Genomic DNA, 21852 nt, shown 5'->3' on the forward strand with positions numbered 1-21852 from the left:
TGTGTTAGGTATTCTTTAAGTTTTAAAAGATTCGATCTAATGGTTTACAAGGCATTATCCGGTTGCACATAGGCTTCGTTTGATGATACCTCGGTATCCGTTAAGGTCTTCATGAAGGCAATGATCGCATTTTGTTCGCTTGGGGTAAGATTCAACTCATCAAAGGGTAAGGTCTGGTATTCCAGATCAAAGCCCATTCCTCCTCCCCCACCTTTATTGTAGAAATCCATAACCTCTTCCAAAGTCCGATATACCCCGTTATGCATGTAAGGCGCGGTAAGTTCAGCATTACGTACCGTGGGTGTTTTAAACATTCCACGATGCACTTCCAATTTTTTTTCGTGCCGCCAATAAAATCCCAGATCATCATCCAATTTTTGGTTGGCCCCCGTTTCCGGTACCCCGATCACTTCTTTTTCATGATCGTTGAAAAATGGCGGTACGGTACCATTGGTCAAGGGGATAAAATGACATGTGGCGCAAAGGGCCTTGCCCATATAAAGATTGAATCCCTGTTTTTCCTCTTTTGTAAAAGTGTCTTCCTCTCCCCTAATATTTCTATCAAACTTGGAATTAAAACCGTTTAATGTTGAGATATAGGATGAAATAGCTCGAATAATTTCAGTGTTTCTACCAGAAATACCACCATACGCTTCCTTAAAGAGGGAAATATAAGTGGTGTCCGTTAGAATCTCCGTAGAAAATTGATGTACGGAGCTATCGAATTCTTTATCGTTAGTAAAAACCGACGTAATTTGGTCTAAGAGATTTGGAGAACGACCGTCCCAAAAGAAGCTTTTTTGGAAAGCCGAATTAACCAATGTTGGTGTATTTCGTTCTAACGGATTTCCGTTCTTATCATAATTTACAACCAAGCCGTCTGCCCAAGCCTTACTAGGATTATGACAAGTAACGCAGGCCATTTTACCGTTTTCGGAGAGGTTAGGGTCAAAAAACAGTTTTTTGCCCAGTGCAATTCTTTTATCAGTGGCATTTCTGTTGATAGGAGGGGTAAAAAACTCTATGTTAAAGGAATTATCCTCAAAGAAGGTAGGGGCATCGAAATTAAAAGGTTTGTTGTTTACCGGTTTCCAAATATCGGCAGTTTCTCTAATCCGTACCCAGTTTCGGGTAACAGGGTTCATGTAATCCCGTATAAAAGTAAAACGGTCAAAGGACTCAAAATCCGGGTTGGCATTTATAAAGTCCTGTGCTTTTTTTATACCTTCCAGGAACTGGTGGTCCAAACGGATATCTTTTTCCAAGATTGTTTTTTGAAGGCTAAGCGTATATACTTCTTTTAGGCTTTCTAAAGAAACCAAGGTTTCCTCAAGACCCAACAGGCTTACAGGGGTGTCGAATCCGGAAATACTTAAGCTAATAATGCGCATTAATTGCTGATGGGTAGCGATAAAAAAGCGTTGTGCTGTTACTTCCCGTTTTTTGACCCCATTGAGCAGATTCTGAAAGAGTCCCTTCATAATGGAAATTTCTTCTCTGTAGCGCTGTTCGGTCTCCCCTCCTTCATAAATGCTTTCCTCCAATTTCTGGAGTCCTATAGGCAGTAACACACGTTGCGTATCATCCGTAACTATGGGCAATGCCGGTCCGTTGGTCCTATGCCCGACCTCGGGATTTAAATAAGAGGCATATGGTTCGGCCTGTTTGAATTCCCTTCGGATCTGTGCAAAGATTTCACGGGTCCTATTCCCGGTCATGGGAAGTGTCTCAAGGCTGTCCAATAAGGAAAATGCCTTGGTAATATGATCCAAATAGTAATCCTGGACCGGTTTCCAGACTATTCCATCTTCCATGGCTAAGGCCACCGTGTTTTGTTTATTTTCTTTGCAGCCAAAAAGTTGGGACAAGATGAGAATTGAAAGCAACAATCTATTCATTTAAGCAATTTTTTGAATAACACAAAGACCTCCATTGTTTAATGGAGGTCTTTATCTATGTTGGTTAATGCTTATCTAGGTAATCCTCGTAATATGACGATTTGTCCACCTTGATTGTCCTCCCTGGCGAAACCTCCTGGCTCCCACTCGGGACGAGTTTCAAAGTTATGCCCATCAACATTTTTGAAATCATCACTTTGCCAGTAGTGCGGCTGTAAGTTCAACAAGAATGTATTGGGTTCCCCGACTTTGTCGGAGATGTCTTCCAAGGCACCATATTCACCGCTAAAGCTTGTGCTTCCGGTGGGGTCCAAATCCTGGCGTACTACAAATTCCAATACCTCCTTGATATTGTTACCACTAAGATCGGACTGATAGATATAAGCAGTATGACCTCTAGAGAAAGAGTTTGGATCCTCTTGAACGTACACAAAGTTTTCAGTGACAGTGATGTTATCGGGACTTTGCAATGTAGCCAAGTTACCATCCATGTTATTGGTATCGGTATTCCCAGAGATAATCTGTGTCAATTTACCGGTCATGGGCGAATCTGCATCCAATTCCAATTTGTAAACGGTTCCCCAATCGTTATACGTGCCTCTTCCAGGACCTCGCCCTGTAACTGCAAAATATAGGTTTCTGTTGGCAGCGGAATCTCCTTTTTGGTAATCTACGTCCTCAACACGCATAAAGGCAGTAGCCTGAACGGCAACACAGGCATCTTCCATTTCATCTTTTGTCAAGGCCTCTCCACCTTCAATCTCTACAAATTCTACAGCATAGGTTTCCCCAAAGACCAAGTTACTTTCGTTGTATAGAACACCGGGCTCTACGTCCATGGCGATTGGATTACCATCAGCATCTACCTCACCGGAATCTACTTGCTTCAAACGAAGTACATATATCTTACCTCCTGTAAGATCTGCATCTCCGTTTTCCGAGTAGTACAGGGTAACCTGACCTTCAGAACCACTGGAATCATCGTCTCCACCTATGATGACAGTCTTACCAATATAAGCTCCTTGAGGTAATGGTACAGCGTTCTCCCAAGCAAACTCACCCAAGGCATCCATGCCAAAATCGGCGGTTGGTGTTGGAACAGCCTGATATGGATCAATTCCTTTTACATCATAATTGAAACTTTCCGAAGCGGAAAGAAACAAATCCATACTTCCACCATGGATATCGGCCTCCCACATGGTTCCAGAACACTGTCGAGCAAAGTCGGCAACACCGGAGTTTAACATCCAATCTCCACCCGTTGGATTCAAATATTTATCTAATTCGATTCTAGCGACAGCGTAGTCATCCTCGGCATTTACCAAGTAGAGATACCCATCACTATTTGGATCCCTAACCAATCCGGCGCCATCGGTTGCTCCTACAAAACGGAAGCCATCCTCCAATACGTCCGAAGAACTAATCAAGGAATACGCATCAACAAAGTTAAATTGAGGTTTTAACGCTACAAGGGGCTCTAGGTTCGATTTGTTCTCGAACATTGTTCCCATTGGCTCGCCATCTCCGCCGCCATCTCCAATAAAATCATCCAATCTGTCACAAGCGGACATTGCAATGATTCCTGAACATAGCAATACATTTTTAAGTGTTCTCATGTTGTTTTAAAGCTTTTAGTGTTATTACTTATCCAAAGGTATCGGTAGAGTTGACAAACTACGTTAACTGAGATTGGTCATTATTTTAGGATATGTTTAACCTTATGTTAAAGTGGTTAACTAAATGTTACTATTTAGGATAGGTCTAATTAAAGATTTCTTTAACAAAGGTGATTTGGCATTTCCAAATGAATGGTACACTTGATCCCTACGCCTTAAATAAAGATAAACGAGTATGTTTGGGACCATTGAAGACCTATGCCCACCCCATTCAATATGGTGCAGGTGTCATTTTTCCAACATTGGAGAAGGTAATGAAGTAGAAGGTGTATTTCCGGCTATTGACTACTTGTCTTTTTTAACTAGACCCATATCCCCTAAATCCAAAGGGATGCGTTTTCCGCCCTCGGCAATCGATTTGTAAATAGCCTCTACGATAACCATGTCCCTTTTGCCCATTTCCCCAGGGACCACATTTGGGGTGCCGAATAGAATGTGTTTGGCAAAATCTTCCATTTGTACTTTTTGCTGACTCTGATGGGGGTACTCAATCTCCGTTCCTTCCGAGGTTCGCCCAGATATTGGCCCATAACTATGGCAGGGATTAAGCTCTACCCATCCTTTCTCAAAGGAAACAAAAAGGCGGTTGGCATTGGCATTATGTGATGTGAACAAATGGCCCACCTCCCCATTGGGAAATTCCATTTGGGCCGTAATCGATTCATCGGTATCCTTAAAATATTCGGGACGGGTACTAAATTCCTGGGCAGAGATCGAAATGGGATTATGTCCCACACCATATATATTGCTTTGTATGGAGTAGACTCCCATATTCATCAAGGCTCCTCCTCCCGATAAGGTCCGATCCAATCGCCATTGGTCCGGATTGCCCCTGGAAATGTAGCCGGCATCCGAGGATACATACATAACCTTGCCATATGGCCTTTCGCTTACCAGCCGTTTAATCTCATTGGTATAGGGATCGGATTGCATGCGATACCCCACACTTAACTTCACTCCGGATTTCTTGCAAGCGTCAATAATAGCATCACATTCCGCAACACTCATAGCCATGGGCTTTTCACAAATAACATGTTTCCCCGCCCTGGCCGCTCTAATACTGAAATCCGCGTGCATGCTATTCGGCAGCACTACATACACAATATCAATGGAATCATTTTTGGCAATGGAATCGAAGTTCTCATAGTTGTAGACATTTTCCTTGGGTATTCCGTACTTGTCCATCCAAACGTTTTCCTTTTCAGGGGTACCCGTAACGATGCCCGCCAAATAGCAATGTTCGGCATCCTGAAGTCCCGGTGCCAATTGGTAGGTACTATAGCTTCCCAATCCTACAAGGGCAATGCCCAATTTCTTTTTATTCTGTGCCCCACCTATGGCGCTTACTAAAGGCATTCCACTTAGCAAGGCCGTTCCGGCCATGCTCTGGGACAATTTACTGTTAAAGGTTCTTCTATCCATGTCTTTGGAATTTCAGTTACTCGCGTTTTAAAAGTATAAATAAACTGCCCAAATTATGTACGCCAAACGTAAAATTTAGAAATAGTACGTTAAGAAATTGCTTCTCGACTAAAACTACTATTTTAGTACGTATCAATACGAAACGACAAAAAGGTCTGTTGCCTGGACATTTATGCAAATTAAATCCTTTTTACGCACCCTTACGCTGCTTCATGGCTCTTTGATTTTTGGGCTCATAGTCTTTGCCCTGTTCGTTTACTTTCAGAACCGTTCTTTCAAGGTTGGGACGGATTCCCATGATTACTACCTTTACATAGTTCCTACAATTGCCCTTCTAGGCTATTTTCTAGGCAAGTATTTGTTCCAAAAACAACTACAAAGTGTAAATCGAAAAGATGATTTGACGAGCAAGTTGACCCGTTACCTTACTGCTTCCATTATACAATACGCGCTCTTGGAAGGTCCGGCTCTTTTTGCCTTGGCCAGCTATTATATTAATGGAAATGCCTTGCACCTGGTTATAGGTCTGTCCCTATTGGCCTATTTAATAAAGCTACGCCCTAAAATCGACACAGTGATAAAAGCCTTACCTTTAAGTCAAACGGAGGAACAACAATTGAAACGAAGCGAACACTAGAAAAAAATTACATTGGAGGAAACAACAAGAAGACAATTTATAAAAACAACCACCTGCGCCCTAGGTGCCGTGCCATTTTTACATTCTTGGCCGACCTTATCCCAAGCAGCTTTGGATGGTGAGGGGAAGTTACCCATTTATTTATTTTCAAAACACTTGCAATTTTTGGACTATCGGACCGCTGGGGAGAAAGCGGCTGAAATGGGTTTTGCAGGCTTGGACCTTACGGTCAGACCCGGAGGTCATGTGCTTCCTGAAAATGTGGCGGAGGATTTACCCAAAGCCATAGCGGAAATAAAGAAAGGAGGTTCAAAATGTCATTTAATGACAACAGCGGTGGACAACGCCCATGATGCTTTGGATGCCGAGGTATTGAAGGTAGCTTCACAACAGGGTATTACCCATTATCGCTGTAATTGGCTGCGGTATGACGAAAACCGTTCCATGCCAGATACGCTTAAGGAACATGCCCAGATCATCAAATCCCTTAGCGAGCTTAATCGGTCCTTGGGATTAAAGGGTTGTTACCAAAATCACTCGGGCACCTGGGTCGGAGCTTCCATTTGGGAAATAAAGACCTTGTTGGAAAAAGCGGACAAGGATTACTTTGGTGCACAATATGATATACGACATGCCATGGTTGAGGGCGGTCTATCCTGGGAAAACGGTCTAAGGCTTATCAAGGATCATATTAAATCCATCGCTATAAAAGATTATAAATGGGAAAAAATCGGTGGTCGGTGGAAAGTAATGAACGTTCCCTTGGGCGAAGGAATGGTAGACTTCAAAAAGTATTTTGGTTTATTGAAAAAATACAAGATCAACGTTCCGGTAATTCTACATGCCGAATATCCCTTGGGCGGTGCCTCACACGGAAAATCGGAAATCTCGGTCGCGCCGGAAGTTGTGTTTACCGCTTTGCAAAAAGATTTAAAAAAGGCAGAACAACTATGGGAAGAGGCTTAATATTTAGTGTAGTAAGCTGTTGCGCAATGCTAATCCTGGCCTGTTCAACATCCTCCGAACCTCGTTGGAACGGAAAAAACTATCTGGCCCACGTAAAATTGGACTCTTCGATGTTGCTAGTGACCGAAGTAGCCCAAAATCTAGAGGTGCCTTGGGACTTGGTACCCGGTCCGGATGGATGGTTGTATTTTACGGAACAAAAGGGTACAATTAATCGGGTCGACATTGAAACAGGAGAAATTCAGAATCTGGCCATTTTGGATGATCTTTTCTACAGAAAATCGTCCGGGTTGTTCAGCATGGCCCTGCATCCTAATTTTGATATCCATCCGCTTGTGTATATCCATTACGCCGTGGCGGAAAAGGACAGCAATTTTCTGGATCTCATTTCTTCCAAAGTTGTCCAGTATGCCTTGGAAGGGGATAGTTTGATAAATCCAAAGGTGATTTTAAAAAATATTCCTGGGAACACCTATCACAACGGAAGTCGCATGCTCATTTTTGAGGATAAGCTTTGGATCGGCACCGGGGATGCCGGGGATACCCGAACCGTTCAGGAAATCGGGACCTTGAACGGAAAGGTCTTGCGAATTCATCTAGACGGTAGTATACCCGATGACAATCCCTACCCCAACAATCCCGTTTGGAGCACAGGGCATAGAAACATCCAGGGTATAACTGTGGGGAACGGCAAACTCTATGCTTCGGAACATGGCCCCAACAATGATGACGAGGTAAACCTCATACAAAAAGGTTCAAACTATGGTTGGCCGGATGTCCATGGCTTTATCGATCTGGAAAACGAAACGGCCTATAGTAAGGATTCGGTTACCCAGGAGCCCCTTATGGCATGGACACCCACCATCGCAACGGCGGGATTAGAGTACTATAATCATGATCAAATTCCCGAGTGGAAAAACAGTTTGCTATTGACTACCCTAAAAGGCCGTTCTTTTCGGGTTTTGTCCCTAAACGAAGAAGGCGATGAAATCAGTAAGGAGCATCTCTTTTTTCAAAAATTCTTTGGAAGGTTACGGGATGTAGCTGTGGGCAAAGAAGGAGAGGTTTATTTGGCTACAAGCAATATGGATTGGCACCAGGGACATCAGCCTTGGTTGTACGACTCCTTGCCCAAATCCAATGGTGATCGCATTCTTAAGATTCAAATAGCAAATGGAGGCATACAACGACAGTTGGCGACTTTGGAAAAACCCCTTCTGCTACAGGAAGAATTTGTTCCCATAAGTCTAAGTCCGGAAATTGCAAAATCCAATACATCCGATAAGGATCTGGATAACGGTGCCAAACTATATGGCACGCATTGTGCGGCCTGTCATGCCCCGGACGGTAAAGGAAATGTGGGGCAGATTCCACCTTTAGTCGATAGTGAGTGGGTATCGGGCAACGTAGCCAGACTCATAGATGTTACCTTAGGAGGGCTTAACCAACCCATAGAGGTTAACGGTGTTCAGTACCAAGGTGAGATGCCGGCCTACAAAAATTTAGGGGACAATGAAATAAGGGATATTTTGAATTATATTCGAACCGAGTTTGGAAAAACCAAAGGAAATATTGTGGCCGCTGATATTGTACATCAACGTAAAGGCTTAAAGTAAATAACAGAATGTATGAAAAATACGATTATAATGATAGTGCTGTTTGGCATTATGACTTCAAGTAGCGCTCAGGATTGGGCCGATTTGGGTCATTTTAAAGAGGCAAACGAAAAATTGGCCGCTCCTGCAGAGGACGAGGACCGCGTGGTCTTTATGGGGAACTCCATAACTATCGGATGGCTTAACTCACGACCGGATTTTTTCGAGGACAAGCCGTATGTAAACAGGGGCATCAGTGGTCAGACCACCCCTCAGATGTTACTCCGCTTTAGACAGGACGTGATCGAATTAAAGCCAAAAGTGGTCGTAATCTTGGCGGGCACAAATGATATTGCCGGAAATACGGGACCATCTACATTGGATATGATTTCCGATAATATCATTTCCATGGCCGAATTGGCAAAGGTCAATGGCATTAAAGTTGTGCTCTCCTCTACCCTACCGGCCTATGACTATCCATGGAAACCCGGTATGGAACCTGCAAAGAAAATTGTTGCACTCAATCAAATGATCAAAACCTATGCAGAGTTAAACGATATCGTTTATCTGGACTACTTTTCCGCCATGGCGGATGAACGTGATGGATTGCCCGAGAAATACGCTCATGATGGTGTGCATCCAACAGTGGAGGGCTACCAGGTCATGGAACCTTTGGTAGAAACCGCTATCTCGCAGGCTTTAAGTTCCGAAAAATGAGGAGTTCATTTCTAAAGTTTCTGGGTCTACTAGTGCTTGTTTCCATCTGCTCGTCGGTAGAGGCTCATGATAAAAATATGCAATTGAATAAAATGGAAAAAATCCAAAAACCGCTACGCGTCGGCGTGGTAGGACTGGTCCATACCCACGTACATTGGATTCTGGGCAGGGAAAAACTGGGTGATATCGAAATTGTTGGGATTGTGGAACCCAATAGGGAGCTTGCCCAACAATATGCCGACCAACATGGATATTCCATGAATATTGTTTTCGCTTCCTTGGATGAGATGGTCAAAGCGGTAAAACCTGAAGCTGTAACCGCATTCAACTCCATTTACGATCATTTGGAAACCGTGAAATATTGCGCTCCCTTGGGTATACACGTTATGGTAGAAAAACCTTTGGCTGTTAGTTGGGAACATGCCCAGGAAATGATCGCTTTGGCCAAAAAACACAAAATCCATTTGCTTACCAATTATGAGACCTCTTGGTACGGGAGTAATCGAAAGGCCTATGAGCTAATTAATTCCGAGAACAAAATTGGGAACATCCGCCGGATGGTTTTCCATACAGGTCATTTTGGTCCCATTGAAATAGGGTGTAATCCGGAGTTTTTGGAATGGCTTACCGATCCTGTTTTAAATGGTGGCGGTGCCTTAACGGATTTTGGTTGCTATGGTGCCAATTTGGCGACTTGGTTTATGCAAGGACAAGCACCCGAATCCGTTACCTGCATCACCCAACAATTAAAGCCCCATTTTTATCCCAAAGTGGACGACGATGCTACCATAATACTGGACTACCCGGAAAATCAAGTCATCATACAAGCTTCTTGGAATTGGCCACATCATGTAAAGGACATGGAAATCTACGGAACCACAGGTTATGTAATTTGCAAAAATGCAAATGCCATGAAAATCATGACAGGCAGAAAGCAAGAGTCCACCTCCCTTGAGGCAGATCCCCTCCCAAAAGGTTTTCATGATCCTTTCGCCCTGTTGCAAAAAGTAGTACAGGAGCAACACCAATTACCGGAATATGATGTCTCGTCCCTAGAAAATAACAAAATAGTCATGCAGATATTGGAAGCTGCAAAACACTCGGCGGAGACCCACAAAACCATCATTTGGAAAGACATGTTTCCAAAGACGGCCTCAGGCAAGTGAAAATTCGATGAAGCAGGGAGGCTGGGACCAACAAAGTAAAAGGAATGGGAAAAACTATTGAAATCGATAACGCCGTGTCCCATAAAAGTCCGGACCTCGCGGATAACACTAAGTGGGATACGATTGTCATCGGTTCCGGTGCAGGAGGGCTGGCAACGGCGATTTGTTTGGCCAGGGCCGGACAAAACGTCTTGGTACTGGAGCAACACGATGTCCCCGGTGGATGGTGTCATAGTTTTTATTTGGATGGCCATAGATTTACCCCTGGAGTACATTATGTAGGGCTTTTGGCTGAAGGTGAGGCTACGAACGACCTTTACAGAGGTCTGGGTATAGCCAATGATCTAGTATTTTTTAGGATGAATCCCGATGCCTACGAACATGCCTGGATCGGGGAAGAGCGATTTGACTTTCCCTCGAACCTTGAACAATTGATCGATAGGCTTTCGGAACGTTTTCCGGAGGAAAGAAAATCCATTCATACCTATTTGAATTTGGTCCGGAACGTAAGTGTACAATTGTATTCCTTACCTTATTTCAAAGGTTTTTGGCAAAAACTTACCATTCCGTACAAAACAAGGCATATGGGTAAATATGGACTTTTTAGTGTAAGAAAGGTCATTAATTGGCATATCAAAAATCCGTTGCTCAAAAATATCCTTAACATCCAATGCGGTGACCATGGCCTTCAACCTAAAAAAGCAGCCTTTCCATTGCATTGTGCATTAATGAGCCACTATTTCAATGGGGCCTATTATCCTATGGGTGGCGGTGGTGCCTTGATAAAGGCCATGACAAATGCGTTGAAAAAACACGGAGGATGTCTACAGACTAGCACAACCGTAAGTCGAGTCTTGACCCAAGGCCATAGGAAAAAGCAAGCGATAGGAGTAGAATTGGAAAACGGCCAAATTCTATATGCAGATACCATAGTTTCCAACGCGGATCCGGGAATTACGTACTTGAATTTGGTGGGAAGGGAAAACCTAAGTTCCAAACTTCAAAAGAAACTGTCAAGGACCAAATACTCCTGCACATCGCTGATGCTTTTTTTGACCGTTGCAATGGATTTACGCAAGGCCGGTCTGGATTCTGGGAACATCTGGTTGATGCCCAATAAGGATACGGATGATCTTTACAATGACCTTATGACCCCAAATCTTTCCGATGGGGAAGCTTTTGAAGCTATGTTCATCAGCTGTACCTCCTTAAAAGACCCCGTTAGTTATGATGGAAAGCATCATACCATAGAGGCCATCACTTTGATCGATTACTGCACCTTCGAGAAATACAAGGAAGAGACCGATCCGCGATCCAAGGACTATCTTAAATTTAAGGAACGACTTACCCAAAAAATGCTCAATGGCCTTTCAAAGGCCATCCCAGGAATTAGAGATCATATTGTGCAGATGGAATTGGGAACCCCGATTACCAATGAGTATTATATCAATACTACACGCGGCAATGTTTATGGAACCGAGAAAAGCCTAAGGCATATAGGCCCCTTCGCCTTTAAGGCGAAAAGCGAAATTGAAAATCTATATTTATGTGGGGCAAGTATTCTATCCCATGGAGTGGCAGGCGCTTCCCATTCCGGGGTGGATACGGCGGCAATTATTTTGGGACGCGATGCGGATGAACTAAAAAAGCCGCAAGAGGATCAACATGTAAGGGTTTATGAGGCGGAATGCCCCGACAATTATCCGGATTGGATGTTGAAAAAAATGGAGGTAAAAAGAGCTAGGGCAATTTCTAAAACAACCCAAGAGTCCGTTTAGCCCCCTCATTAAAACTATTGCACATATTTTGTTTCCTTTAGGGCAATATTGTTCGGAATTATGTGCCATTTGCTGACCTGACCCAATCGTTTTGTCTAGTTGAATTTATTGAATAAATTACCGTGTATTTGACGATATCCTGCGTTATGAAAAAAAGTATTCCATTAGGTTTTGCGGTATTGATGCTAGGTGCCTGTGGCGAGATCAAAAGAGAGCAGCCTGAAGCCCCTGAAGTTAGCCAACTCCCCAATATAATCTATATCCTGGCAGATGATTTGGGATACGGGGATCTTGGAAGTTATGGACAAGAAAAAATACGTACCCCGCGGCTAGATCTAATGGCACAAAATGGTATCCGTTTCACCAACCACTATGCGGGTAATACGGTATGCGCCCCATCAAGGGCTTCTTTAATGACCGGTTTGCACCAAGGTCATGCACCGGTGCGGGGAAATAGCAATAATGTATTGATTTCCGATGATTTTACCTTGGCGGAAATGTTCCAAAAAACCGGGTATGCCACGGCCCTAATGGGAAAATGGGGCCTAGGCGAAGTAGGTTCCACAGGAGAACCTTCCGCACAAGGATTCGATACCTATTTTGGTTACTTGAATCAGATACATGCACACAATTATTATCCCGATCATCTGATAAAGGACGGAAAAAAAACACCTTTGAATAACAAGGTAATCTTCGCTCAGGAAGGCTATGCCAAGGGAATAGGCAGTGCTGCGACCGAAAAGAATGCATATTCACATTCCCTAATCATCAAAGAGGCGTTACAGTTTTTGGCTGCCCCAAGACAAAGACCTTTTTTTCTGTATCTCCCCTTGACCATTCCCCACGCCAATAATGAGGGAGAATTAACGGCCGATCATGGTATGGAGGTACCGGATTTAGGTATTTACGAGGAAAGAGACTGGCCAGAGGCCGAAAAGGCCAAAGCGGCCATGATAAGTCTCCTGGATGCCGATGTGGGTAGAATATTGGATAAATTAAAGGATTTGAAACTGGATAAAAATACCTTGGTAATCTTTACCAGTGATAATGGGCCCCACAAGGAAGGGGGTGTAGACCCGGAGTTTTTCGATAGCAACGGTACCTTAAAGGGCACCAAACGGGATTTGTATGAAGGGGGCATCCGAGTTCCGTTTATTGCCCAATGGCCCGGAAAAATAGCGCCGAATACCGTATCCGACCTTCCGAGCGCTTTTTGGGATATGTTACCCACCTATGCAGACGTAATTGGGTATTCTTTGGACGCCAAAACGGATGGTATCTCCTTTCTCCCTACCCTTTTAGGACAATCCGATGCGCAAAAAGAACACAATTATTTATACTGGGAATTTGCGGAAAGTAACCATGACGCTCAGGCCATACGTAGCGGAAAATGGAAGTTACTCTATATCTACAAGTCGGACTCATGGGAACTCTATGACCTATCCATAGACTTGGGAGAGGAAAATAATCTTATTGAAGAACATCCGGCCGTTGCCAAAAAACTGAAAGCATATATGGAGGAGGCGCATGTTTATGATTCGGATTACCCTTTGGAGGGCGAGCTTGAACCCGCAACCAGTTTATAAAATTCAGTTGTCACTTTTTGGCTTTAAAATTTCAATAGATTTAAGTTCTCCGCTCAAAAGTTTCCCGTCTTTTCCAACGGATTTTCGGCTTCAAGATCAACTGGATGATGTGGCCTTCCTAAAACCAAAATCAAATTCCTGGAATACCATATAAAGTATGTAACCCGGTTGAGGCTACTTCCTTTGAATCCAAACTACCCAATCCTTGTCCCGCTCCCGCTTTACAGGGGGTTTGCCAAGGGATTGCTTTCCGGAACCGGATATGGATATTACCTTTCCCTGCTGTAGGGTTCCACCCAGACGAGGATTGTACCAAGAAACCTCGTAATCGCCATTAGAAGCTCCTAAATCCAAAATGGACTCACCTCCATTTTTTAAATACACCACATAGTTTTCCCCAGTTTGTGACAAAACGTAATCTCCTTCCGAGGAGATAAGGGAATCATCGGATGCCATGTTCCAAAAGGGAATGTTGTTTTCCTTAAAAAAATCAAGGCATATTTTGCCTTGGTCCCAGAAAAGATCTCTGGAGCGATAATCCTCACAGGTTAAATCGGAATGTGGATGTTCATAGCCAAAATACCATTCCGTGCCCCATGCACCTGCCATCATAGCTCCCCAAAGACCATTTTTTCGGGCATTATCATGTTCAGGGTCTTCTGCATCGGGAATCAAGGAATGTTTATGATCCCCAGGTTCATCACAGGCCACGGCCCAAATTTTACCAGCTTTCCCGGATTCGTTCAGAATCCTTAAAACAGATTTATGCACATTGCTAAAATCAGCTTTATTGGTCTGTAAGGAAGCCCCGGTAAACTTTGTGTTAGGCCCATAAATCCCATCGTACCAAGCCCCATTGTGAATTACCAGATGGTGTTTATAGGGATCCATGGAGAACACATATTCAGCCAATCGAATTCTTTCGGCCGCATCCAAGGGAAAGGTTGGCGGGGTCTCGGTCCAGTCACCGGTTTCCTCGGCCAAGTTCCAATTCATGGCCAAATGATGTCCAAAACGTGCAATGAGCTCACGATAATACAATTTAGTGTACAGTCCGGTACCACCATTGTCCAACAAACCTTGGTTTTCAAACTCCAAGGTTTTAAAATGTAAAAACATACCTAATTTATCGGCATGTTCAAAAAGGATTTCCCATTGATCCAATTTTGAAGTATCAAACCGATCCCAAGTGTCATAGTCTACATAGGGAAAAACGTTTTGATCGTCACCGCCAATATTCATCGTCAAAAATGAGAAAGCGTTCATTCCCTTTGAGGCCAAATAATTAATTGCGCCTATGATTTCCTTTCCTTTCCCGTTTTTCCATGTAGGGTCTCCTTCTTTCCAATCTTGCCTATGTGCCTCCCATTTCTTGACCAATTCGTCCTTATGGCCATCATCTTTAAAAGTGCCATCAAACTGATCATAGGCCAATAGGTTTTCAGGAGCATCAGATCCACATTTTAAGAAATACTCCCCATTTTGAAACCTTAGATAGCGTTCACTAATGTATTGCAATCTTCCCTTTCCCCTAAAATCCCTCCCGGTCTTGTCCGTTTCACCTATGCGAATACTCCCCGTTTTGCCATCCATATATTCTGCACTCTTGATCTTTTCCGATGTACGTACTGCGGCCCATTTTCCTTTTTTAAAATCCACCTCGTATGTCCACTCCCCTTCTTTATCAGGTGCAAAGTGGACTTTCCAAATGTTTCCGGCTTCCGCACCGGTATTGGCGGCGTTCCCGTCAGAAGCAAAGTACCCAGGAACTACGAGCTTTTCCTGAGACGCGGAATGTGTAAACGTAACGTTCAAACGATAGTTCAAAAAGGGATTTTCCTCGGCGCTTTCAGAAGTTTGTGGTCCATCAAAGACCAGTGTTACCTTATGCCATTTTTTAAGTTCACCTTGAACTATCTGGGCATGTAGCCATGACAAGGACATAAACAAAACAACGAAAATGGATAATGATAGTCTGTTCATCGTATTTTTTTAAAATTTAGCAAATCAGTCCGATGGGTACTCCTACTTTAATTCCAGTTGCTGGATTTCCGTATCTCCCATACCCCGAACAGCTTCAAAAGCAGTAATCATCTCCTGCAATTTTTCGGGCTCCTTTTCTGCCAGGTTATTTTGCTGTCCGATATCATCCTTGAGGTTGTAAAGTTGATAGTCATCCGCATTGGCCAATTCAATATTTACATTTTCACTGATCGCCGGCCCCTCATAGGGCGGAATCATTGCCCAATCGCCTTTGCGAAAAGCCGTTCTGGAAGTAGCTTCTATAACGAGTTCATCCCGACCGGTTTGGGTTTTACCCAATAAAACATCCGATAAATTCTTGCTGTCATCGGTGCTTTCATCGCTGCCTACCAAAGCGGCCAAGGACGAAAATAAATCCAGTTGGGATACCATGGCACCCGAAACTCCAGGATTAATTTTCCCTTTCCAATAGGTAAGGAATGGGACGCGGGTTCCCGCTTCGAACAGACTATACTTTCCTCCTCTTAAGTCACCTGCCGGTTTGTGATTTCCTAATTTTTCGACTGAATCGTCATAATATCCATCATTGACCACCGGACCATTATCACTGGAGAATATAATCAGGGTATTTTCCAATAATCCTTCGGTCTCCAATGTTTTTATGAACTCACCGATTGCCCAATCCGCTTCAACGATAACATCTCCCCTTGGCCCCATTCCGGATTTACCCACGAATCTAGGATGTGGGGTACGGGGTACATGCGGTTGTTGTAAGGCATAGTACAAGAAAAAGGGAGTGTCTTTATGTTGCTTTACAAAGTCTTGGGCTTTGGCCAAAAAATAGTCGGCCATATCCTCGTCTATCCATTTGGCCGCTTCCCCACCTTTCATAAAACCAATACGGGGAATTCCGTTCACAATACTGTTGTTATGTCCATGGTGCCATTTCATTTTTAGCATTTCAGGGTTTTCAAGGCCAGTGGGTTCGCCAGGGAAATTTTTTGTATAATCCACCTCTATAGGGTCATTGGGATCCAAATTTACTACATGACCATTTTCAATGTAGACGGTGGGCACCCTATCTTGGGTAGCTGCCAAGATATTGCTATAATCAAAACCAATTTCATTTGGACCTGGGGCGATTCGTTTGTTCCAATCTACATTTCCATTTCCCAGTCCCAAATGCCATTTTCCAACGATACCCGTTTGGTAACCCTGTTCTTTCAACATCCTTGGAATGGTAGCTTGTGTCGTATCGATTATCAACGGGGCCGTCCCGGGAAGGATTTTTGCTCTTTTGTTACGCCAAGGGTAAATCCCTGTCAACAAAGCATACCTACTAGGGGTACAGGTTGCGGAGGAAGCATATCCATGGGTAAATCGAAGGCCACCATTGGCCAATTTATCCAAATTGGGTGTTTTTAATTCAGTGGCACCGTAGGCCCCCATTTCTCCATAACCTAAATCATCCGCATATAGTATAATGATATTCGGTTTTGAGATTTCGTTCCCCGTTATTTTTTCCTTCTTCTGCTCTCGCTTGCAAGCCAGTATACCGACCAATACCAATAAATAGATAGAAATGAAGTGTCTTTTTTTAATATAGGCCATATTGATGGTTTTATTTCTTTGGATTTTTATGTTATTGTTCCTGTTCCTCCAGATAATTTTTAACCAAATAGGAATACGCTTCGCTTTCCGAATCGGCAAAAGAGCGCAAGTTCTTGAGCAATTCCGGGGTGTGCTTTTTCGGTGAAAGAAATTCCAGAAATACTGTTATTTGATTCTTTGTCAATGCCCCAAGTCTGGTAGAAACAATATCCGTCACAAATGGCGGAGCACTTTCCAAATGTCGCAATAACAAACTGCGACTGCCAATATCTATCTCAGAAAAAGCCTCCCAAAATGGTTTTTGCAAGTCTGGTGAGTTTTGGTATTTATCCGGTAGCTCCTTGGCCATAATACTTCGTACCAATGGAACCGCCGTTTTAAAAATATGCACTAGCTGCGAGTGATGTTCAATGAATTGGCTTGGATCCATTTCCTTCAAGGCAAAGAGTTGATAGCTGGTATTTTTGCTATAGAGCATGCCCATCAACATATCAGTATTCAAAATCGAAAGGGTATAGGCCTTTATTTTGTCCCGAATATTCCCATGGGCCAAATGCCAGGCCACATAACAGGAATAGAGTGCACCGGAAACCACGGATTCCTTTACTTCGGCCACCGTTGCACCGGAAAGTGCATCCACCCCGTTTACATTCCGCATGATAGGCTTTTCTACCAGCTGATCCAGCTTTCTCCTTTTTAATACTGATTTATCATCGGTCAATAGTTTATGGAGTTTCTCATAATCCGCCTTTTGGAATTCGTCATGGTCGTGCTTGGTCAGTGGAAGTTCCGGATATGTATCAAAACCGGCGTATTCACCCAATAAGGTCCAATATAGGCGAATATGCATCAATTTACATTCCCCATCGGCACAGACCGGAGTAGCGATATCTGAAGCATAGAGGACAGGATCTTCGTTCTCGTTAATCATGGCCGCAACTTCCTGTGCATTGAAGGAATCGACCTCAATGAACAAATCCGCTTTTTTTTTCAACAATCTTGTGCCCGATTTCCATTCCAACAGATAATACTCCGGAGCCCTATCCAAAACCTCATTGTATGTTTCAGTTGGGAATGACTTTTGAAATTCCCTTCCCCCATTGGATAAAAAGAGGGTGAAAACAAATAGGAAGGTCAACAAAAATTTCATCTTTTCGTTTCCGGGATTTTTTCAAATTTCTGTTCTTCTATTAGGGCCAAATACTCATTTAGATAGCCTGTATATATTTCTCGAGGACCCACATTGTATTTCTTACACAAGGCGGCAGCCAATCCCACGGCAGCTCCCATTTGCCCAGTGGTACGCATTACTCGAGGACCTCCCAGTCCTGCATGGGAACAACTAAAATTTCTTCCTGCCATAAAGAGATTGGCAATGTTGCGGGAATATAGACTTCTGTAGGGAATATAATATTCCGGAGTTTTGTAAAATAAGGCCTCGGAGATAAAATCAGGATTTTCCTCATCCTCCAATACCGTTTGATAATGGATATCAACGTCCCTGGTCTCTATGACCACCCCATCTGGAAATTTCCGACCTTCCTTGGCATCCTTGAATGTAAAAATATGGTCTCCCACCAGTCGTCTTGATTCCCTCTTCCCAACCAAATAGGATACCCATTCCAACTTGCGATTGGCATTGGCCGTATCCTGTTTGGCATTATAAAACGCACCATAAATTGCGCGGAGCATGTGATCTCGTATCTCTTCGGCATCATGGATTTGGTGTAAATCCGGTCTACTGAACTCCCATTGCCACTCTCCCGCTACCTTAGCATACCGCTTGGCCACCGGCATTGCCCATGGCACTTCCGGGAACACATGTTCCCGATCTGTTTTTTTGGAACCCCATAGTACCGACGAACCCATAACGGCATTGTCCGGTTCTTTTGGGCTCCAAAGTTCACCGTGTTCCGCCCAATCTTCCCCATAGGTATCTACACTTTCTCGACCATACGAGAATTCGGCTCCTGCCCAATAGCCAATCCAGCCATCCCCAGTGGAGTCTACAAATCGCGGTGCAACAAACCGGATACGTTCCCCTGTGGATGTATGTCGGGCATCAACATATTGAATGGTATCACCCTCGGCTTTGGCCTCATAGGCCCTATGATTGAGAAACAATGCAATGTTTTCATAACTTTTTACGTTGTCATCCCGCTTTTTCTGGTCCAATTTGGCATCGACACTTCCATTGGGATAATGCTCCGTATCCAGCTTTTTTAAAATCCGTTCAAAATTCCCATAGATACCCAATGTATGTACCCGAATTTCCTCACTAGCATTGCCGCCCAGGAATGGGCGATCATGGATCAAAGCAACGCGCAAGCCCTGTTCCGCAGCGGCTATGGAAGCGGCGCAACCTGCAATTCCTCCTCCCACCACCACAAGATCATATGATTCCGTCCTAGGGGGTTCATTGGGTTCGGCTTTAATCGATTTTCTCCACTCGGCCAATTTCTTCAAAGAGGCCGGGGGTTCCTTCTTTACCGTAGAAAAATAAATGGCATCCACCCGTCCGTTAAAACCGGTCAAATCCACCAATTCCAAATCAATTTCCCTGGAAGTGACCAAAACACTATCCACGTATTCCCAGCCCCAGCCAGAACGAAGTCCTAAGGTCTTTCCGATAAATGTGCCACCCACTTTCAATTGAAATCTCCCGGGAGCCTTCCATTTACCGGGTACCCAGTTCTTCGTGCGGACCCAGATATGATAGCCTCCCGCTGTATCCAAAGTTATCTTGGTCTTCGCATTCTGTACAGGTTGGCCCATACCATGGGCCAATAAATATGGAGAGCCCATTTGTTGTTCAAATTGGGGGTCTATGACCCATCCGCCCGGATCGTCAAAGCTTTCGGCCTCTATCAGTATCTCCTGACCATATACCATGCAAAAATGGAGTACGAAACTTAATAGTAGTAGTTTTCTGAATCTAAACGGATGCATGATACACTGAATTAAAAAGTTCTGTACTTGCCTGAAATAGAGGCTTTATTCAAAATAGATCTCTTAAATGTACGCAATCTCACTCTTGAAATTGTCTAATTGAATTAGATAAAATAGGAACAAACCCTTTAAAACCCAAGAATTTAAAAATATGGGGCGAAGGAGCTCAATGGAAAAAGTCCTCCAGTTGGCACTTAAGGAAGTTAAAGTGGTCCTTTAAACCTTCATAATCCTTGTTTTTTATCAATTCCTTAGGGAAGAGTGAACCGCCCATACCTACGCCATAAGCCCCTACTTGAAAAAAGGACTGGATATTGTCCTTGGAAACCCCACCCGTAGGCATCAACTTAATTTCATTCAAAGGAGCTAGAATATCCTTTATATATTGTGGGCCAAGCTGCGTGGCGGGGAATACTTTTACCGCCGAGGCTCCGAGATTCCAGGCCCTATATATTTCCGTAGGCGTAAACGCTCCGGGGAAAATAGGGATATTTTGATCTACACAGTTTTTTATCACTTCTTCATCCAAAACAGGGGTAACAATGAATTGCGACCCAACTTCTAATGCAGTTTCCAGGTCATTTCGGGAACATACGGTACCTGCGCCAATATTAAGTTTTGGAAATTCTTTTCTTAACGTTGAAATAATCTTTGTAGCACTAGGCGTATTCATAGTAACCTCTAGCGTAGTAAGTCCCGCCTCTTTATATACTTTGGCCACATAAAAGATGGTCTCCATATCCCAACCCCTCATAATCCCAACAATTGGAACTTTTTGAAATTCATCCCACGAAAAAAGTGTACTATTTTGCATGCAGCAGAAGCATTTTTCTTTGGCCGATCAATAAGGCTCGTTCAAGTATAGGGTCTTCCAAAAGTATCAATTTATCAGAGGGCACAAAAGTTTCAAGGCCCATTTTGTATAATTCGAAAATGTGCTTTGGGGCCGCTAAAAAAACATGTTTCCCAATATCTCTTAAATAGGATAGTTCATCCCCAATAAGGAGTCCGCTCAGTCTAAAATAATTACCTTTTGTACCCATGTCCTCCACAACGTGCCTAGTACGTATGGTCAATAAATTAGGGGTCAAGCCATTTTTAAAGCCCCAATCGAACCCTTCAAGAAAAGCATTTTTTCCGTCGGAATCCAACATTTCAAATTCTATGGAATTTGCCAAAATGCTTTTGTTCATCAAAACCTCAAAAAGCTCTCCTGTCATAAAGTTCTTTAAGGTATAAAAGTTCCCGTTCCGATACGAAATATGTTTACTGTGTGTACCGGGCAATAGCAGTGTTCCCTCTAGATAAGGACTTAAACGATCTTCCAAGCCCATAGCCTGTACCTCTTCCCCGCGCATCATACCCGTCTTGCTTCGTATTCCGGATACCAACAACAGGGTTTGACCATCTTTCAAGGGCATTTTCTCGCAAATAAGACGGGTACCTTTCTTACCAAAAGGAAGTTCGGCATAAGGCAGTTCTTTTAAGCCTAGATTGGAAGAGGCCATTCCGGACGTGACAATCGGTACATTTCCATGGACCTTAGGAAGTCTTTCGATTTCCCCTTCCAAATAGTTCAGGTAAAACTCCTGCCGCCCCAACGCGGTTTGCGCCATGAATGCCGCATGACATTCTTTTACCCCATAATTGGTCTTATGTTCACCGATTATCCGGAGTGTGGCGGTTTCGACCAATCGCAACCTGAAATTGGTCGTACCCCAATCGCAACTAACAAAATGGGAGACTGAATCCATGTTTTGCAATATACGGTATTAGTCCATCGCGCATTACGGATTCCTTTTTAAATCTGGCGCAAATCTTATTTGTTCCACTCCCCAAAATGGCTTTCAGAGTACAAAATGGCCTTG

General features: G+C 43.5%; 16 protein-coding genes. 7 read left to right on the plus strand and 9 right to left on the minus strand.

All coding sequences use genetic code 11. The features are described from left to right. Positions 1 to 44 precede the first annotated feature (44 nt). From Q0993_RS14695 to Q0993_RS14705, 3 genes are all read right to left on the minus strand, one after another. Positions 45 to 1898 (minus strand): cytochrome c peroxidase, encoded by a 1854-nt coding sequence (locus tag Q0993_RS14695; protein WP_299534331.1) that lies wholly within the window; start codon positions 1896 to 1898, stop codon positions 45 to 47. A gap of 71 nt (positions 1899 to 1969) precedes the next feature. Next, the gene (locus Q0993_RS14700; protein WP_299534334.1) at positions 1970 to 3514 is read right to left on the minus strand and encodes a hypothetical protein; all 1545 of its coding nucleotides are present in this window, start codon (positions 3512 to 3514) and stop codon (positions 1970 to 1972) included. 345 nt (positions 3515 to 3859) lie between these two features. Then, complete coding sequence (locus tag Q0993_RS14705; RefSeq protein WP_299534336.1) at positions 3860 to 4996, minus strand: Gfo/Idh/MocA family oxidoreductase; 1137 nt, start codon at positions 4994 to 4996, stop codon at positions 3860 to 3862. Positions 4997 to 5168: 172 nt separating this feature from the next. Between Q0993_RS14705 and Q0993_RS14710 the strand changes: the two genes are divergently transcribed. The 7 genes from Q0993_RS14710 (at position 5169) to Q0993_RS14740 (ending at position 13441) form a co-directional block, all read left to right on the plus strand. Continuing rightward, positions 5169 to 5633, plus strand: a complete 465-nt coding sequence (locus Q0993_RS14710) for a hypothetical protein (RefSeq protein ID WP_299534338.1) — start codon at positions 5169 to 5171, stop codon at positions 5631 to 5633. A gap of 12 nt (positions 5634 to 5645) precedes the next feature. Next, positions 5646 to 6599: a TIM barrel protein gene (locus Q0993_RS14715; protein WP_299534340.1), complete on the plus strand. Its 954-nt coding sequence runs from the start codon at positions 5646 to 5648 to the stop codon at positions 6597 to 6599. After that, the gene (locus Q0993_RS14720) at positions 6584 to 8215 is read left to right on the plus strand and encodes a PQQ-dependent sugar dehydrogenase (protein WP_299534342.1); all 1632 of its coding nucleotides are present in this window, start codon (positions 6584 to 6586) and stop codon (positions 8213 to 8215) included. The genes Q0993_RS14715 and Q0993_RS14720 overlap by 16 nt, the downstream gene beginning before the upstream one ends. A 12-nt stretch (positions 8216 to 8227) precedes the next feature. Next, a complete protein-coding gene (locus Q0993_RS14725) occupies positions 8228 to 8911 on the plus strand; it encodes an SGNH/GDSL hydrolase family protein (RefSeq protein WP_299534344.1) in 684 nt (227 codons plus the stop codon). Then, entirely contained in the window at positions 8908 to 10077 is a 1170-nt protein-coding gene (locus tag Q0993_RS14730) for a Gfo/Idh/MocA family oxidoreductase (protein WP_299534346.1), read from the plus strand. Before Q0993_RS14725 ends, Q0993_RS14730 begins: the two co-directional genes overlap by 4 nt. 44 nt (positions 10078 to 10121) lie before the next feature. Continuing rightward, positions 10122 to 11855 carry an NAD(P)/FAD-dependent oxidoreductase gene (locus Q0993_RS14735; protein WP_299534348.1) on the plus strand — a complete coding sequence of 578 codons (1734 nt, stop codon included), beginning with the start codon at positions 10122 to 10124 and terminating at the stop codon, positions 11853 to 11855. A gap of 146 nt (positions 11856 to 12001) precedes the next feature. Beyond that, positions 12002 to 13441 (plus strand): arylsulfatase, encoded by a 1440-nt coding sequence (locus Q0993_RS14740; protein WP_299534350.1) that lies wholly within the window; start codon positions 12002 to 12004, stop codon positions 13439 to 13441. 174 nt (positions 13442 to 13615) lie between these two features. Here Q0993_RS14740 and Q0993_RS14745 read toward each other — a convergent pair whose 3' ends face one another. The 6 genes from Q0993_RS14745 to Q0993_RS14770 all read right to left on the minus strand — a co-directional run bounded on the left by Q0993_RS14745 (position 13616) and on the right by Q0993_RS14770 (position 21738). Further along, complete coding sequence (locus Q0993_RS14745) at positions 13616 to 15424, minus strand: DUF5060 domain-containing protein (RefSeq protein WP_299534352.1); 1809 nt, start codon at positions 15422 to 15424, stop codon at positions 13616 to 13618. A 42-nt stretch (positions 15425 to 15466) separates the two neighbouring features. Continuing rightward, positions 15467 to 17035, minus strand: coding sequence for an arylsulfatase (locus Q0993_RS14750; RefSeq protein ID WP_299534353.1), 1569 nt, complete (start codon positions 17033 to 17035; stop codon positions 15467 to 15469). A gap of 31 nt (positions 17036 to 17066) precedes the next feature. Next, on the minus strand, positions 17067 to 18185 hold the full coding sequence (locus Q0993_RS14755) for a hypothetical protein (protein ID WP_299534355.1): 1119 nt from the start codon (positions 18183 to 18185) through the stop codon (positions 17067 to 17069). Then, on the minus strand, positions 18182 to 19984 hold the full coding sequence (locus Q0993_RS14760; RefSeq protein ID WP_299534357.1) for an FAD-dependent oxidoreductase: 1803 nt from the start codon (positions 19982 to 19984) through the stop codon (positions 18182 to 18184). Before Q0993_RS14760 ends, Q0993_RS14755 begins: the two co-directional genes overlap by 4 nt. A gap of 166 nt (positions 19985 to 20150) precedes the next feature. Further along, positions 20151 to 20798, minus strand: coding sequence for a bifunctional 4-hydroxy-2-oxoglutarate aldolase/2-dehydro-3-deoxy-phosphogluconate aldolase (locus Q0993_RS14765; protein ID WP_299534359.1), 648 nt, complete (start codon positions 20796 to 20798; stop codon positions 20151 to 20153). Then, a complete protein-coding gene (locus Q0993_RS14770) occupies positions 20788 to 21738 on the minus strand; it encodes a 2-dehydro-3-deoxygalactonokinase (RefSeq protein ID WP_299534361.1) in 951 nt (316 codons plus the stop codon). Before Q0993_RS14770 ends, Q0993_RS14765 begins: the two co-directional genes overlap by 11 nt. Positions 21739 to 21852 lie beyond the last annotated feature (114 nt).

This window comes from Ulvibacterium sp. (genome assembly GCF_028285715.1).
Lineage (GTDB): Bacteria > Bacteroidota > Bacteroidia > Flavobacteriales > Flavobacteriaceae > Ulvibacterium.